General features: G+C 42.1%; 12 protein-coding genes. 4 read left to right on the top strand and 8 right to left on the bottom strand.

Annotation, left to right across the window (positions count from 1 at the left end; translation table 11 throughout):
* Positions 1-16 precede the first annotated feature (16 nt).
* The 4 genes from CLV99_RS22785 to CLV99_RS22770 are packed head-to-tail and all read left to right on the top strand — an operon-like array spanning position 17 to position 5167.
* Positions 17-1462 (top strand): RagB/SusD family nutrient uptake outer membrane protein, encoded by a 1446-nt coding sequence (locus tag CLV99_RS22785; protein WP_133586835.1) that lies wholly within the window; start codon positions 17-19, stop codon positions 1460-1462.
* 1 nt (position 1463) lies between these two features.
* Positions 1464-2600 (top strand): TlpA disulfide reductase family protein, encoded by a 1137-nt coding sequence (locus CLV99_RS22780; protein WP_133586834.1) that lies wholly within the window; start codon positions 1464-1466, stop codon positions 2598-2600.
* Between the two features lie 7 nt (positions 2601-2607).
* Positions 2608-3768 carry a TlpA disulfide reductase family protein gene (locus tag CLV99_RS22775; protein ID WP_133586833.1) on the top strand — a complete coding sequence of 387 codons (1161 nt, stop codon included), beginning with the start codon at positions 2608-2610 and terminating at the stop codon, positions 3766-3768.
* A gap of 10 nt (positions 3769-3778) precedes the next feature.
* Positions 3779-5167 carry a thioredoxin family protein gene (locus tag CLV99_RS22770; RefSeq protein ID WP_133586832.1) on the top strand — a complete coding sequence of 463 codons (1389 nt, stop codon included), beginning with the start codon at positions 3779-3781 and terminating at the stop codon, positions 5165-5167.
* Positions 5168-5257: 90 nt separating this feature from the next.
* Here CLV99_RS22770 and CLV99_RS22765 read toward each other — a convergent pair whose 3' ends face one another.
* The 8 genes from CLV99_RS22765 to CLV99_RS22730 all read right to left on the bottom strand — a co-directional run bounded on the left by CLV99_RS22765 (position 5258) and on the right by CLV99_RS22730 (position 16338).
* Positions 5258-5677, bottom strand: coding sequence for a hypothetical protein (locus CLV99_RS22765; protein WP_133586831.1), 420 nt, complete (start codon positions 5675-5677; stop codon positions 5258-5260).
* Positions 5678-5964: 287 nt separating this feature from the next.
* Positions 5965-7395: a TlpA disulfide reductase family protein gene (locus CLV99_RS22760; RefSeq protein ID WP_133586830.1), complete on the bottom strand. Its 1431-nt coding sequence runs from the start codon at positions 7393-7395 to the stop codon at positions 5965-5967.
* Positions 7396-7403: 8 nt separating this feature from the next.
* Entirely contained in the window at positions 7404-8894 is a 1491-nt protein-coding gene (locus CLV99_RS22755) for a PKD-like family lipoprotein (RefSeq protein ID WP_133586829.1), read from the bottom strand.
* Positions 8895-8914: 20 nt separating this feature from the next.
* Positions 8915-9640 (bottom strand): DUF4843 domain-containing protein, encoded by a 726-nt coding sequence (locus tag CLV99_RS22750; protein WP_162850197.1) that lies wholly within the window; start codon positions 9638-9640, stop codon positions 8915-8917.
* A gap of 13 nt (positions 9641-9653) precedes the next feature.
* A complete protein-coding gene (locus CLV99_RS22745; protein WP_162850196.1) occupies positions 9654-11087 on the bottom strand; it encodes a RagB/SusD family nutrient uptake outer membrane protein in 1434 nt (477 codons plus the stop codon).
* Positions 11088-11104: 17 nt separating this feature from the next.
* A complete protein-coding gene (locus tag CLV99_RS22740) occupies positions 11105-14473 on the bottom strand; it encodes a SusC/RagA family TonB-linked outer membrane protein (protein ID WP_133586826.1) in 3369 nt (1122 codons plus the stop codon).
* Between the two features lie 57 nt (positions 14474-14530).
* Positions 14531-15691, bottom strand: coding sequence for a FecR family protein (locus CLV99_RS22735; protein ID WP_133586825.1), 1161 nt, complete (start codon positions 15689-15691; stop codon positions 14531-14533).
* Positions 15692-15753: 62 nt separating this feature from the next.
* Positions 15754-16338, bottom strand: a complete 585-nt coding sequence (locus CLV99_RS22730) for an RNA polymerase sigma factor (RefSeq protein WP_133586824.1) — start codon at positions 16336-16338, stop codon at positions 15754-15756.
* Between the last annotated feature and the right edge of the window lie 310 nt (positions 16339-16648).

The following is a 16648-nucleotide window of genomic DNA, read 5'->3' as shown; positions in this document are numbered from 1 at the left end:
TAAGAAAGAATTTATTATGAAGACCTCATTTTTAAAAATAAAAACGATAGGTATAGCATCTTTACTTTGCTTAAGCCTTTCCTGTTCTAAAGAATTTTTAGAGATTACCCCTAAAGGCAAGCTCATTGCTAAATCAGTGGCAGATTATGACCTTTTACTTAGCAATTTGGATCTATTAAACATGTATACTGATGCTCAGGTATTAATGGGTGATGAAGTTTCTGCCATAGAACCTTTCTTTTCAGGAGCAGAGTTACGTACTCAGCGCTTATTTCGTTGGGACGATGTCGTATACGAGCCCGACGAGGATGCTCCCGAAATGGGGGTCCCTATGAATAATATTTACTTATTCAATAAAATAATCTCCGAGATTGACAAGGCTACAGGCGGTACAGAGGAAAAAAAGAAAGCCATCCTAGCCGAGGCACGAGCGGGGCGCGCTTGGACTTATCATTTACTAATCAATTACTATGGCAAACCTTATGATGCTTCTACAGCAGCTACTGACCTCGGCATTCCTATTATTAAAAACGCGGATGTCACCAAGACCGAGTTTAACAGAGCCTGCGTTCAAGAGGTCTACGATTTTATTGTCGAAGATTTAACAGCCAGTATACCCGATCTCCCCGATGGTCCTTATCATAGGTTTCGCATGTCAAAACCTACTGCAGAGGCGCTGTTGGGCAAAGTCTATATAGAAATGGGTAAATTTGAAGAAGCAGAACGGGCACTATCAGCATCTTTGAGAAAGATTGCCTCCGCCCAAATTCCCGTCAACTTATACGATTACAACCTTACTTTTGCGCCTGATGGTGAATTTATGCCCATCGGTTTATTTGGCCCAGAATATCCATCTACTTCAGATAATGCAGAGAATCTGTTTGCAAAACAATTTATCAATAATTGGGCTTTTACCGACTCTGAGATCGTGATCACTCCTGAGACTAAAGATCTCTATACATCTACAGACCTAAGACTAAATTTCTACGCAAATGCAGCTTTTATGGGAGACACGTACCCCAATGGCCTGCATCGTAGAATAGGCCCTATTGCTACTCAGATGGGCATGCTATTATCAGACATTTATCTGATGCGCGCCGAATGTTTGGCTAGGTTAGGCAAGCTTAGTGAGTCAATAGCTGATGTAGAGTTCTTGCGCAAACATCGCATGGCGCAGCAATACGCAGCTGTACCAAGCAGTGTAGGTAATAATCAAGAGAATCTCGTTCGCTTTATATTAGAAGAACGTATTCGCGAATTTGCAGGCCAGGGATACCGTTGGTATGATATGCGTCGACTCTCTGTAGACCCGATCTACCAATCGACAGTTGGATACAACCATATCCTATACGAGGCTTCGGGACAAGTCGGTAAAACTTTCACTTTAAAACCCGAACGGTTAGTCCTACGTTTTCCGGAAAAACTTATGATACAGAACCCAGGAATGAACAATAACCCATAAAATGATGAAAAACAGCTTAAAATACATCGCAGTGTGCTTCGGAATAATCTCCGTAGCACATGCACAAAAGTTTACGATCAGCGGAAAACTAAACCCCAGCAGCGATCAAAAAACAATAATCCTCAATTACACCACAGCAGATGGGCAGGAGATAACCGACTCGACAGTTATTAAAAAAGGAGTCTTTTCTTTAAAAGGTACTATAGACCAGCCCACCCGTGCAGGTCTGCGCCTAAAATCGACCCATGAAAAGTTCCAACCAACAACTATGGACGAAATGGCCGCGATTGATAACCAAGAATTCTATCTAGAAGCTTCCACAATTGTCGTGAAGGGCACTGATCAAATAAAGAGCGCTACGATTTCGGGCGGCCCCACACAAAAGGACTTTCTCTCATTACAGCAACAACTCAAGCCATTACAGGACCAAATGGCCCCACTAAGCGAAAAGATGCGCGAGCTCTTCGAAAAAAACGATGAAAAGGGCCAAAATGAGCTATTCCCACAGCTTCGGGCCATCCGCATGGAAATGAACAAGGTGGACGATAGTTTTATCAAATCACACCCAGACTCCTATGTCAGCTTTGACATGGTGATGTCTCAAACTGGCATGATTAATCCGGCAACGTTCGAACCACTATTTAATAGCCTGAGCGAGCGTCTCCGCAACACCGACAAAGGAAAGGCAGCTTTAAAAGAGCTAAACTTGGCCAAATCATTGGATATCGGTCAGCCAGCGATAGACTTTAGTCAAGAAACGGCAGAGGGCAAAAAAATTGCTCTTTCTTCTCTGAAGGGTAAATATGTTCTTGTCGATTTTTGGGCTAGCTGGTGTGGACCATGCCGCGGTGAGAACCCACATTTGGTTAAAGCCTATGCACAATTCAAAGATAAAAACTTCGAGATACTAGGCGTATCCCTCGATAGCAAAAAGGATGCATGGCTTAAAGCGATAGAAGACGACGGCCTACAGTGGCTTCACGTTAGTGACCTAAAAGGTTGGAAAAATGAAGTAGCTGCGACCTACGGTGTGCGAGCAGTCCCTCAAAACTACCTACTGGATGCCAATGGTATTATCATTGCCAAAAATCTGCGTGGTGAAGAGTTAATTGAACGCCTAACAGAACTTTTAAAATAAAAACAACATGAAAAAACTCCTAATATTCCTATCCTTTCTAGGAAGTTTCCTTGGCGTGCAGGCCCAGAACTCTTATACGGTCAAGACCAAAATAGACAATCCAAAGAAGTACACTATGTACTTAGCTTTCGCATCTGGAGATGGCTACACTGTAGACACGAGCTATGTAGTCGAAAACGGTTGGGCTGTATTCAAGGGCACGGTAAAGGAACCTGTTCTCGCTCACCTAGGTTTCCGGGGCAATCCTGCATCGATGATCGCCACAGGCCAAGGCTTCATTCCTGGCCCATCCCTCAGTTTTTTCCTATCCAATGCCACCATCGAGATTACAGGAACCGTAGACAAAGTACATTTGGCCAAAGTAAAAGGCGGCAAAGAGAATTCAGAATGGGCGACCATCAAAGAAAAACAGAACCAGATCGAGGACCAGAACTGGACATTGTTAAAAAAAGCCTACAAAGCTTTCGATCTTTCGGGCGACTCTTCCCTATTCAAAGAGTCTAGCCGTATCAGTCAGGCCAACGCGGAGAAAAACAGCTCCCTACAACATAGCTTTATTAAGAAGCATCCGCAGTCACTAGTCAGCATGTACTTCCTTTCTGGCATGGTCAATTCACTTTCTTTGGATGAGCTAAAATCTGCTTTTAATGAATTGGGGCAAGCCCATAAAAACAGCAGCTACGCACAGGCTATAAAAAGTAAGATTGCCAGCATGGATGCTACCGCAATAGGCAAACAAGCCATTGCTCTTCAAAAGGTAGATATCAACGGACAGTCAGTCAACCTCGAGACCCTCAAGGGCAAATACGTACTACTGGACTTTTGGGGCAGCTGGTGCGGGCCATGCCGGGATTCACACCCACACCTACGTGAGCTGTATAGCAAGTACAAAAGCCACGGTCTAGAGATCGTAGGTATAGCACACGAACAGCGTAGCAGTCTTGAAGACAATAAGCGTATCTGGAAAAAAGCGATCGAAGAAGATCAGATGACATGGGTACAGGTACTCAATAACGAAGGTATAGCCGAATTTGATGCTGTAAAAGCCTACGGAATCACAGCCTTTCCTACAAAGATACTCCTAGACAAAGAAGGCAAGATCATCGCTCGCTATGTCGGAGATTCCGCTCAATTTGATGATAAAATAAAAGAAATATTCGGTTTTTAATTTTAATAGAATGAAGAGATTAATTGGGACACTGGTATTAATAATTGCCTCCTTTGCGGCCAGTGCACAACAGGGAATACAATTTATAGAAGGTACCTGGAGTCAGCTATTAGCCCGGGCCAAGGCCGAGAACAAATTGGTATTTGTCGATGTCTACACCAGCTGGTGCGGACCTTGTAAGCTAATGGCTGCCGAGGTATTCCCTATGGAAAATGTCGGCAAGCTATTCAACGCATCTTTTGTCAATTATAAATTTGATGCCGAAAAAGGCGAAGGCGTAGCTTTAGCCAAACAATATGGCGTACGCTCGTACCCTACCTATCTATTTGTAGATGGTGATGGCAGATTAGTATACCGTACTTCGGGCTATATGCCTGCGGCGCCGTTTCTGCAAGAGGCCGAAATCGCCCTTCAGGAGCGTAATGATCCAAAGCCATTGGTGGCATGGCACGAAGAGTATGAAAAAGGCAATCGCGATACGGACTTTCTGATCGGTTACATGAAGAAACGCGCATTATCCAAGCTACCATCTGCCGATCTTATCGAAGAGCTTATGCCAAAACTTTCCGCCAGCCAGCTTTTAGACAAAGAGATACTTGGCGCAGTCTATTTCACCGATCCCACATTCCAGGTCATACCCGGCGGCGAGGGGTTCAATTACCTTTTCAATAACCGCGAGAAGCTAGACTCTCTAGATGTTGTCAAATATGCCTTAGGAATATTAGAAACGGGTATCCGCAATTATTTTCAGAAGAATATCATCGAGCAGGAAAGAGCCGATCAGCTACCGATCATGATCGACTCTTACCGCAAATTGCTAGTTGCATCCAAGGTCAATGAGGCCGAACAAACGGCTATAGCAAAGGCTACTGTCATGCAGTACTACAATGGTATCCATGATGTAGACAAACTTCAAGCTGCAGCAATAGACTATGTAGACAACGGGCTTATGAAAACAGGCATTCCGGACAAGATTGCCTCAGACAAAAAAACTTTTGAAGACTATATGAAGCCTTATCTTGAAGGCAAGACAGACTCTGTGGCTGATCCGAACTATGCCGTGATGAAAAGACTGATGCGTCATCAAGAAATGTCGGGTGTCTCCTATAGCCTACGGGATGCTGCCGAGTACATCTATAACCAGTCTAACGACCCTAAGATCTTAAAAAAGGCCACGGATTGGGCCAAACAGGCGAATTCTTATTTCCCCCATTTCTCTTCCGCGGCAGTGTATGCTGGGCTCTTGTTAAAGACCGGAAACCAAGCACAGGCTGTCAAAGAGATGGAAATCGCCTGTCAGGACAGTTTTCTACCCGGAGCCGAGGAAGTCAAGAAACGCCTCGAAACATCCTTAGAATCTATCCGCAAAGGCCAGACTCCACATAGTCTTTGGCGATAAGCAAATACAACACAAACACCGGTCTTGGTAGCCGGTGTTTGTGCTTATATAGCGACATAGATCTAATTTTTGAATGTCCTTTTGCACCAGCTAGTTAATCAAATAAACTAGATGATGAATTAAGAACGATGATCTATTAATCAATTGCAGTAGTAGATCAATCAAATGATGCAGATGATGAATCAAGTGCCACAATCTATTAATCAACTGCAATAGTAGATCAATCAAATGATGCAGATGATGAATCAAGTGCCACAATCTATTAATCAACTGCAATAGTAGATCAATCAAATGATGCAGATGATGAATCAAGTGCCACAATCTATTAATCAACTGCAATAGTAGATCAATCAAATGATGCAGATGATGAATCAAGTGCCACGATCTATTAATCAACTGCAATAGTAGATCAATCAAATGATGCAGATGATGAATCAAGTGCCACGATCTATTAATCAACTGCGGCAGTCGATCAATCAAGCGGAGCTCTTGATGAAACAGACGATACAACCGATCCTTCTATCCGTCACACCGGTTTTGTTCTAATCTTCTTTAAGTAGTCAGGTTCCAACCATATAAACCATAGGCTTAACCTGTATGATTCATTGGCTGTTACCCGCCTTTTGTTGTAGGGTATTTCGTAGAGAAGTCTTTTTCTCCCTTTTTTTAAGATAGCTTGATTTTTTCGCGAGAGGAATACTTTCGAATCCGGAAATTAGCTATATATCGCCTCATTTTCAATGCTGAGTTTAGGAAGCTCTTTCGGAGCGATTGCATCTACCAATATTAAATAACCTCTAGTTCTTCTGCTTCCTAATGAGATCGATTTTATACGAGATCTCGTCTACGATTTCTTTCACCACGGGTGAGCTACCAGAGGATTTGAACCGCACTCGTCCGTTCTGATCGATAATAATCTTTGTCGGAATACCGGTAATGCCATATTTTTCGACTAAGGCATCTCCTGCCTCTTGCTTATCAAATACGACATGGAAGCTATACCCTTTCTCCTCGATAAAGGCTTTCACCTTTGTTTTATAATCTTCGCTGCGCTCCCATGTATTCATAAATAGGAATACGACCTCCGGATCATCTTTGTACTTGTCTACCGCGGCCTGCATCCCTGGAAAGGAATTGACACATGGACCGCACCAGGTAGCCCAGAAGTCCAGAACTACAATTTTACCTTTATAGTCCGAAGACTTGACGATTTTCCCCTGCATATCCATGAGCTCAAAATCAATAGAAGGCTCATTGATCATGGAGCTTGTCCAGTGCTGCTCGTTCTCCTTTGTTTTCTTTGCTTCTACACGAACTTTGTAGGCTTCCCATTCCTTGGATGTACTTCCCAGATTCTCGAAAAGTGTGGCTCCCTCCCGCTCCTGAATCGGTGTCAATGCGGTTTTTGCAAAACGCGTGTCCAATAGTAAGAAGGCATCAAAGTTGCGTCCCGTCTGCATCAGGGCCTGAAACTTGATATCCTCTAAAGGAAGATTGTGCTCCTCGACAAGCCCCAATGCCGCTGCCCACTTCTGCTGCTTGCCAAAAATCTCAGCCTGTAGGCTATAGACTTGCTGTCCAAGGTATTTATTCTCCTGAAGCACCTGTGGATATTTGCTAATGAGGGCATCAAGGAGTTGCGCGCTTTGGGAGATATCTCCCTGTTCGAATGTGTGCTGTGCGAGCTTAAATTCAAAATTCGCTTTTGCCGCATCTTTAACGATCAGAGCAGCATAGGTCTTAGCGCCTGCTACCTCACCATTGGTAAGCAATTTACCAGCTATTTTGGCATAGCTCGCATCGGCAAACGAAGCTGTCTGCAGGGCTGTTTTATACTGTTTTTTCCATACGGCGACGTCTTTGTTTAAACTGCCTTCGTCAGTGTAATCCTTCAGTAGATCATCCAACCTTGAACCTGCCGTATAAGCACTCTTGGGAAACTTTTTTAAGAGGTTCTGGTGAGCTATCTCCACAGACTTACTGTCCCCTAAAAATCCAAAGACGGATTTGCCATGTTTGATGTACTCTTCATTTTTGGATTCTATCAAATGGGAGGCCTCCCATTTGATAGAATCTTTTGCCAAGGGGTCTTTACTGGCAAGTAAGCCATTGACCCGGTCTTGGATATCTTTGAATGTCAGGTCAGTTTTCTTGGCCAACTGGGCCTTGACGGTACCTAGTGCCGTTGATAAGGCGATGACTAGGATTGCTTTTTTATGTAAATGCATGGTAATTTCTATAAATTAGGGTTTCTGTAATTAATCTGCTCGATCTCACCAAACCCTCCAAACTTCTTGCTGTACGTATTATTTTCGATGTCTCCAATCGGAAGTAGATCGAAATAATACAATTCACCCTCGCTGCCGTTGTACGTAGCTACGGTCAATCGTCTATTAAACAATGGATCAACTTTACTCCAACCTTTGCTCTTAAACATCTTGAGATCTTTGATTAAGGTATTTGCCGGAAACTGATAAGCTACCTTAGCCGAATTGGCTAGAATATCATAGATATAAATGGTATTCCCGACAGCATAATACATTTGTTTATTCGCCTCTGAAACGGCAAAAGAGGTTGCTTTAGCAATCTCAGGTACATGTGTCATCTTTTGCTTCATGCCTGCCGGACTCGCATTATCTGGTAGTATGGAGTATAAATAATAGTCAACATCGTCTTTCATCACTAAGAAATATTCATTATTTGCTCCTTTGTCAATGGCTATTGCCGTTTTGCCTACCGCGCTAACATTGTATGCCACCGTAACCACCCCATCCTTCACCTCCTCAGGTATACTGGCGAACTCGAGCAAAGACCGTGTATTATAACTGTTGTGCAGAAAACGCTTGCCCTTATTATCATAGAACAAAGTATATGCCTTGGATCCTGTCATGAAGAAAGGAAATACCGAATAATCAGGTCCACTAAAACGTGATGAATACTTTCCGAATCCACCATAGGGGGTTAATGCACCATAAACACTTCCATTGCTAACAATATACTGATCAAAATTAATATTGTTTATAGCATAATGAGGTGATCTAATTGGGGCAATCTTCGTTTCCATCAAGCTGCCAGAAGTACCAATCAATGAAAAATCATTGGCGTTAAAACTATAAAACTCTTGATCTGTAAAGACATTAACACTTTCCAATTGTTTGTGCACACCTGAGAAAGCAGCAAGTCCTTTACCTGACAAAGCCATTCCTTTATTTGATAAACCAATAACATCTAAAAAGACTTCACCGTCCTTACGAACAAAGGAAACAGTTGGCTTACCTGATGTATTGGACATGACCAACCAACCTTCATAAAACTTGCCATTGACCGTCAATGTAGACTGATCATAGGTTTTCAGATTGGTCTTGCTATCAGTAATAGTAAGCTGAAGATGGTAAACACCTGGGTCTAACATAATTTCGACATTTAACTTTTTGTCAGAAGAAAGCTTTTTTGCTTTATTCGGTGGGTTGGCTGCCGATATATTATAATCTGCTATGTCAACATCCTTATAGACCAACCACTCGTAGGTATAAGGCCCTCCATCTGTTTGGCTTGTAGAAATAACGGGGTCAATAGTTAATATGTCTCGCTGCTGTACCTCATAGGTATCAGCATCTTTCTTTATTGAAAGGGTGTTAACTTCCGAATAGTTATAGGTTTCTTTCTGACAGGAATAAAGCATTGTCCCAATAAGGGCCATGCTTAATATTTTATATAGATATTTCATACTTTTCCAGTTTAATATTGTTAGTTAAAAGTAATCCGGAGATTATTTTCATCCATCAACGGGCCATTCTTCTTTTCATACTCGTTCAAAGCCGTACCCAACACAGCTTTAAAATTCAAAAAATCCGGATAGGTAAGTAGTCCCCCTTTGGTGTTCGGTCTAAAATTTGAGGTACCAAGCGCATCAATCATAAATTGATAACGAACATTACTGTAAGGCCCTACATAGCCTCCGATATAATCCCAATAGTCTGGTTTTATCAAATTATTACTAAAGTTTATTTTAAACACCGCCGTATTTCTTGTGCTATAATCAGCTTGTCCTACGGTACCTACGATCAGATCCTTACTATCTGCCACACGTAGCACCAACCGAACGGTCTTACTGACCAGATCAGGAGAATTTAGCAGGACAACTGGATATCTGACTTCAAAGGAATCAGCTTGCATAAACGTTTTTGGCAGAATGAAATGCGTTCCCTCTACAGCGGTGGATCCTTTATCCGCAACCACCGAAATCTCCCGGTCATAATTAGCCAATTTGCCTACGAGACGCATCTTGATATAAACGGTATCTTTGGTTTTTGGGACAACGTTCGCCTTAAAGGAGTAGCTCACGCTATCCTGCTCTGGTCCAGACTTATAATAAAAGGTAACGCCATCCTGCCCACTAAAAACAGACTGTGGATCCTTGCGACAGGATGCTAAGGATAAAAACAATAGACCTATAATGAATATATTCTTCATAATCATTTATTAATTAATTGTAATTAGGATTGAACTCTAACTCATTGTCTGGCACAGGAACGATATAGTTGGTTTCGCTCAGATTCTTCGCACCAAAAAGCATACGTACAGTCAGTTTACGTTTGTAATAGAAAAATAACTGTCCCTCCGCATAAAACTCTTTTTGGTATTCTTTAAGAATCTCTGCTTCGAGATTCTGTGATGTGAAACCTGTAGATAAAATCTCTGGCAGAACACGATTGACCCTTACCTTATTCAAATAGACTAACCCCTCCGCTGGTGTCGCAGCGGTTTCGGCTAGTATATAATACATCTCGGACAATCTCACTAATGGTACTGTCTGATCTAACCGATCAATTTCTGTCTGCCCACTGCCCAATACGGAAGTCTGCCAAAATTTAGAACAAAAAATAGTTGTGCCTTCCGTTTCTAATAATTTCGAACTCCGAATATCGGTTGATCCGTTTTTGTCAACTTCATACAGTGTTTTAAAATCGACTTCAGTTCTCGTCAAAGAGTAACGAGAATCGCTTGGAACAATCTTAAAATATGCTCGGGAACCTTCGACCCACTCTTTGATATTTTTGACACGCAAAGCGAAAACATGTTCATTAGAAAAAAGACGATCACGGCTTCCTGGATTTGCATTTATTTCATCCGAAGTGACAAAAGCAAATTTGCCTGACTCTACGACCTCCTTTGCCGCTTTTGCAGCATTAACTTTATCTCCTCTGAAAAGGTATACACGCGCTTGTAATCCTTTGATGGCGTAATAGTTCATTTTGAATCGTCTATTCTTATTCACACCAAGAACCATAGCGTCTGTGTTTTTCAACAGCTGTTCTGCTTCAAGCAAATCTTCTAACACTAAAGCAGATACCTCATCGACAGTGGAAGGGACTTTAGAAAGCGCATTTGATACGGTACGATATGGAATAGACTTTTTGCTGGAATTAGTAGCAAAATTCGCACCATAGAGTCTCAACAAATCAAAATGTAAATAGGCCCGTAGTCCTAGAGTTTCGCCTTTTACCAATGCATAATTATTTTCTGTGAAGATGCTTTTCTTGGCATCGATTTCTGCTAAAATCGTATTGGTCCCTGCAATAGCTTTATAAGCACTCGACCAGATAGATGATACGAAAGAAATAGCGTCACCAGTCTTAAAATTAAGCGCTACGGTCTGTTTAAAAGGAAACAAACTAGCATTCGGACTATAATTTTGTCCGATCATGCTCACAAAACCCATGGACATATTATCTCCATACAAGGACTTGGATGCGACCTGTGAATATACACCTGTCAGAGCCTGCTGGAAGCCAACTTCGGAACTAAACAATTGCTCTTGACCAATTGTAGATTTAGGGTCTACTTCAAGGTAATTATTACACCCTGTGCCAAAAAACAAAAGGCTAAGGATGGCGAATATTTTAGTGGTTATTTTCATTTTATTCGAATTAATCATTAAAAACCAGCTCTTAAGGAAAGGGAGAATGTACGAGCAAAAGGATTGTTGGTACCACGTTCTACCTGAATAGAGCTCAAAGTGAATAAATCGTTAGTAATAGCTACTAGACTGAAGCTATTCAAGCCTATCCTTTTCACAAAAGCATGTCTATAGAAATTGTATCCCAAGGAAGCGGAGCTTAGGCTAAGCACATTGTCATCCTGTACGAATCTAGAACTCAACTTGGTAATTACCTCTGTAGTCCCAAATTTGGTAAACATAGATTCATCGCCAGGTTTCGTCCAACCCAGATCATAAGCTCTACGATCCACATTGTACTTGGTATCGGCACCTTGTACCTTGTCAACTAGAGTCTGATTGTACATCTGCCCACCAACACGATAATTGAATATCATCCCGAGTTCAAAACCTTTATAGTTCAAATTCGTACCGAATACACCATTCCATTTAGGATCAGTAACACCATAAGCGACTTTGTCTGCAGCCGCCCAAGTAAATGTGGTACTGCCATCTTTTTTCAACAATACCTCTGCTCCTGTAATAGGATCTACCCCCAAGGATGGAACGACAAAAATCGAGTTGATAGCCTGCCCTTCTTCAAGCATAATATTAGGTGCTCTTTGTTTTGTATTGGCCGCATTGGTATTGGCATTAGTCAGCTTGAGTTTATTAGACAGTTCTTTCAATATATTCTTATTGGTGATAGCGCCTACATTGACAGACCACAGAATTCCTTCCTTTTTATTGTCAATGATCTTATAGCGCCCTGAAAACTCGAACCCCGTATTCTGGATCTTTCCTAAGTTCTCAGCATAATCCGAAAAACCATTAGATGGAGCCAATGAGACATTAGTAATAGTATTGTCGGTCAAGCTTCTATAATATTCGAAACGTATATCCAAACGCTCTTTAAATAAGGTGACATCTGTACCTAGATTTAATGTTTTCACTTCTTGCCAGCTCAATTCTCGATTACCCAATCCCATAATAGCAGCACCTAACTCGCCATCGTATACATTGTCCACACCGAAACTATAACGGGTTTGCGCACGATATGCGGGAATATTCAACGAACCTGTCGACCCGTAGCTTGCTCTTATTTTTAATCGATTGATCTGTTCATTCTTAACAAAGAAGTCTTCATTATGGATATTCCAACCTATACCTGTGGACCAAAATGATCCGTAACGTTTGTCTGAACCAAATTGCGATGAACCGTCCCGACGGGCCGAAAAATCAAGCAAATACCGATTGTCGTAGGCATAATTGGCATTAAATAAATATCCTAATCTACGAACCGTACTTTCGTCTCCTATAGGTCGGGTATTGGGTTTATACTGATTGGCAAACAAAAGATTGTCTAGACGATCAAAAGGAAAGCCAACGGTACTAATGGAATAATAATTATTTGAATTGCTCGCTATGTTAAAACCTAGAGTCGAATAGATTAAGTGCTTATTAATGTTTTTTGTATAGTTTAGCGTAGTCAAACTCTCGTATCCTAGTGAATTATCATTCCTTACGTCATAAGAACCCTTTTCATTTACATTTGTGACACCGGTAAACTTAGAGTGCTGTGCTGGATAAAACTGATCGGATGAGCCATTTTGCTTATTCAAGCTAAAACTCGTTTCTGCGTGCAGCCCTTGCATAATATTCCACCTAACTTTTAAATTATTGGAAATCCCGAAGTATTGTGACTTATCCAACGTATTCAAAGTCGCATCATACAGTGGGTTAGTGAAGGTTCCAAAGGTATTACTCTCCAAGATTTGATTTGGAAGGCCATTACTATCAAATGGTCTCCAATAGGGGTTCATACGGGCATATTGTGCAAAAGAGCCATATGGCGATTCATTAGAGGTATTTTGAAAAATACGGATAGAGTTCTGAAAACGAAGATTCTTGACATTATATGTCAAATCAAATTGGCCGGAATAATTATTCCGCTTCTGCCCTTTCATAACACCGTTTTGAAAATCGCCAGAAAGCTGCAAACCATAACGGATATACTCGTCCCCTCCCTGTAAATATAACGTGCTTCTATTACTCGTTCCTACTTGTGTGGGGAACCCGAGCCAATCGGTATCAACACCGCTCGCAATAGCGGCAGCACGGTCATTGTACACCTGATCCAAGATATACTGTCTATTGCCCTGCTCTGCAGTATAAAAGCCCACTCGTTTTTCAAAATCAAGTTTTTCACGCGCATTAAGTAAATTGTAGACGGAAAGATCTGGCGTAGTCAATCTAAAATCATTGTTGAAAGTAACTTGTATCTTTCCTGGTTTGGGAGCTACCGATGTAATCACCAGTACCCCATTGGCTCCTCTAGAACCATAGATTGAAGTAGCCGAAGCATCCTTTAGAATGGTAATGGACTGGATCATATTCATATCTAGATCGACTACTCTTTGTAAAGTAACTTCGAAACCGTCTAATATGAATAAAGGGGCATTGGGATTTGCGGAAAGCTCACCACTCAGATTAGGCATTGAATTAGCACCACGGATCTGTATTTCAGGCATCTCATTAATATTACCTCCTACTGCATTGTTAGGTACTATTCGAAACGCGGGGTCTAACGCACTAATAGCAGCAAAAACATTACTGGAACTCACATTTTTTAACTCCGCGCCACTGATCGAAGTGACAGCTCCTGTAAAATTCCCTTCAGGTCTCTCAAATATCCCAGTCACAACAACATCTTCAACAGCGACAGCTGTAGACTGTAATGTAATACGTAACGCTTTAGTATCGGCAACTGCCACCCTTTTAGGTGCAAATCCTATATAAGAGACAAGTAGTTCATCCGGCAAGCTCACTTTGATCTGGAACCGACCTGATGCATCGGACTCGACTTTAGTTCCTGTGCTCTTACTGCTAACAGTTGCCTTAGCTACAGGTTTGCCCTCCGTATCTACGAGAACTCCACGAACGACGGTCTCCTGCTGCGCATCCAACTCGACAGTGCTACGGGAGGTCTTTTGTACAGCTTGAGGAGCAGTCGCTTTCTTGGACAATACGATCTCTTTGCCTTTGATCTGATAATCCAACTGCTGTCCTCTGGTAACTTCTTCCAACAGCTCTTCTACTGTCCTGTTTTTTTTCTGTAAATTAATAGTGCTTGCATTATCCAATACATCTTTGCGGATAAATACCGAATAGCCGGATTGCTTTTTTAGCTCATCGAGGATCTGCCGGAGCGACATATTTCTCCCCTCGATATGGATCACCTGTGCTATGCCCATAGACATAAACATAACAGATGAGGCCAAGAGTAGAATTTTTGTCCTTGACAAGAACCTGCTCGATCTCCACACAGCAGAAGCTAGCCCTCTTAGAACGTCTAAATTTCCATTCATAATAAATTGTTAGTTGTTAGTTAGTTATTGTTTTTATTTTTGGGTGTCTTCTCCTAGTCAGTAGACCAAGAGCTTATTCCCTTTAAGCTGTAGTTTTATACCCGAGTTTTCAAATACCTTGAGTACATAGAGCAAGGTATTCTGCCGGCCGATCTCACCATAGAATTCGACTTTCGGAATTTCGTTCTTGTATTCCACCTCAATATCATACCAGCGTTCGATCTGGCTCATTATTTCTTCAAAACGTAATCCGTCAAAATTGAACTTATTGTTTTTCCAGGCTACGATATCATCTACATTCACCCTATTCACACGGATAGCGTTTCCATTCCTCTTCTGCGCAGCTTGTTCATTTGGCCTAAGCATGACATGTGCCCGGTCGGGCGATACCACGCGTACACTTCCTTCTAACAGCGTAGTCTTGATGTCCGAAAAGTTGGAATAAGCGTTAATATTGAAATGTGTTCCCAATACCTCTACCTGGCTTCCTCCCTGGAGCTGTACGATGAATTTTGAACCCTGTTTTTTTGCAACTTCAAAGTAGGCTTCACCCTCGACCGATACCACCCGGTTATCTCTGTCGAAGCGCGATGGATAATTGATCTTAGATTCGGCATTTAGCCATACGCGTGTACCATCGGGAAGTAAGGCCTGATATTGCCCCCGACGCGGTGTGGCCAGCGTAAGCTGATAAACGGAATCTTTCAACGCGAGTAGGTCCTTACCACCGTCGTATCCGATAGCCCCATTCTGGCTTACCAATTGCTGTTCTGTCGAATCAAGGACGAAAGTCTTTCCATTGGAGAGTGTTAAGACGGCATTATTGCCGCCTGGAGCAATATCCTGAACAGCAACATACGCTCCCCGCTCTTCTGCGGGCACAACAGTATCAACCTGCTTAAAGTATTGGACAGTGAGCCCGCTGACCACCAAAATAGAGGCTGCCCACCATATTATGGACCGAGGGATACGTCGTGTCTTGGTTCTTACTGCAGTGCGCTCCATGATATTGGCTCTAGCTCTGGAGGCGATACTATCCACCAAAGCAGACTCCTGCAATAGCGTGGGTTGCTCTAGCTCCAGTTTTAGCCTATGGACCAATTCCTGATCAAAATCATGTTGTTCGATAAGGCTTATCAACCGATCTAGCTGTGGCTTGGTAATCGTGCCATTGGCCAGATGGGTAAACAGATCCTCAAATTCTTGGTTAGCGTTCATCTATTGTTTACGGCTTGTATATTAGTAATACACACAACAGTACAAAAGCAGGTAGATAAATTTTAAGAAAAATGAAAAAAAGTGATTAACAGCAATAAAAGGTCTGCCCGCGTAGCAATCAGGCTCTTTAAAGTCCGGTTGGCTTCGCGTATGTGGACATTGACGGTACCTTCGGCTATGCCCAGCAGCTGGCTCACCTCCTGGTAGCTTTTATTCTCCAGCTTGCACAGTCTATATACCGCCGATTGTTGAGGGGTGAGCTTAGCCAAAAGACTATCTACCAGTACCTCGTACTCTTTCCGGAATATACTGTCCATTATGGGATTATAACTTTCTTCAAAAGTCGTTAGTAACTCATCTCTCACTTTGGTATCAGAGACTGATTTGCGGAATATATTCTTTGTTTTATTGGCAGAGATCGTATAGAGATAGGGTAGCAATGGCTTGGAAGGGTCTACTCTGGCGCGGGCTTCCCAAAGGGACACAAATGTCTCCTGGATCACTTCCTCGGCCAGCTCCGGAGACCTTACCAGCCTCAGCACACTGGCTGTAAGCTGAATTTTATGGACATCATAAAGCTGCTCAAAAGCACCGTGATCCCCATCCCGCAGTTGCGCCAATATATGATATTCCGAATAACCAGTCACCTAAGATAGTCGTGTTGTTGTTTATGAACTGTTAGTGCAGTTGCAACAAAAGTATAAAAACTTATGATGAAGTAAAATTTCTAATACAAATTCACTTTCATAACCTTCATAAGGGCTCTCCTATTCCCAATCTCAAGACTAACGCGGAATGACCGGGAAATAGATACACTTGACCATAAACAAGAAACCTATATCATATATTCGTGGTACCAACAATATTATTGGTGAATAGGGAGAGGAATTATAATTTTCAGGAATGACAAGCAAGGGATACACAGTAAATGATCTCCAGGGAGATTGTGGTGCATTA

It is taken from the genome of Sphingobacterium yanglingense, assembly GCF_004363245.1.
In the GTDB taxonomy this organism is placed as follows: domain Bacteria; phylum Bacteroidota; class Bacteroidia; order Sphingobacteriales; family Sphingobacteriaceae; genus Sphingobacterium; species Sphingobacterium yanglingense.
The sequence above is the reverse complement of the archived record's forward strand: the minus strand, read 5'-3'. Positions and strand labels throughout refer to the sequence as shown.

What these genes read in the sequence shown, in the direction of transcription:
- CLV99_RS22785 (WP_133586835.1), top strand. Translation starts at nt 17, where the DNA reads ATGAAGACCTCATTTTTAAAAATAAAAACGATAGGTATAGCATCTTTA.
- CLV99_RS22780 (WP_133586834.1), top strand. Translation starts at nt 1,464, where the DNA reads ATGATGAAAAACAGCTTAAAATACATCGCAGTGTGCTTCGGAATAATC.
- CLV99_RS22775 (WP_133586833.1), top strand. Translation starts at nt 2,608, where the DNA reads ATGAAAAAACTCCTAATATTCCTATCCTTTCTAGGAAGTTTCCTTGGC.
- CLV99_RS22770 (WP_133586832.1), top strand. Translation starts at nt 3,779, where the DNA reads ATGAAGAGATTAATTGGGACACTGGTATTAATAATTGCCTCCTTTGCG.
- CLV99_RS22760 (WP_133586830.1), bottom strand. Translation starts at nt 7,395, where the DNA reads ATGCATTTACATAAAAAAGCAATCCTAGTCATCGCCTTATCAACGGCA.
- CLV99_RS22755 (WP_133586829.1), bottom strand. Translation starts at nt 8,894, where the DNA reads ATGAAATATCTATATAAAATATTAAGCATGGCCCTTATTGGGACAATG.
- CLV99_RS22750 (WP_162850197.1), bottom strand. Translation starts at nt 9,640, where the DNA reads ATGAAGAATATATTCATTATAGGTCTATTGTTTTTATCCTTAGCATCC.
- CLV99_RS22745 (WP_162850196.1), bottom strand. Translation starts at nt 11,087, where the DNA reads ATGAAAATAACCACTAAAATATTCGCCATCCTTAGCCTTTTGTTTTTT.
- CLV99_RS22740 (WP_133586826.1), bottom strand. Translation starts at nt 14,473, where the DNA reads ATGAATGGAAATTTAGACGTTCTAAGAGGGCTAGCTTCTGCTGTGTGG.
- CLV99_RS22735 (WP_133586825.1), bottom strand. Translation starts at nt 15,691, where the DNA reads ATGAACGCTAACCAAGAATTTGAGGATCTGTTTACCCATCTGGCCAAT.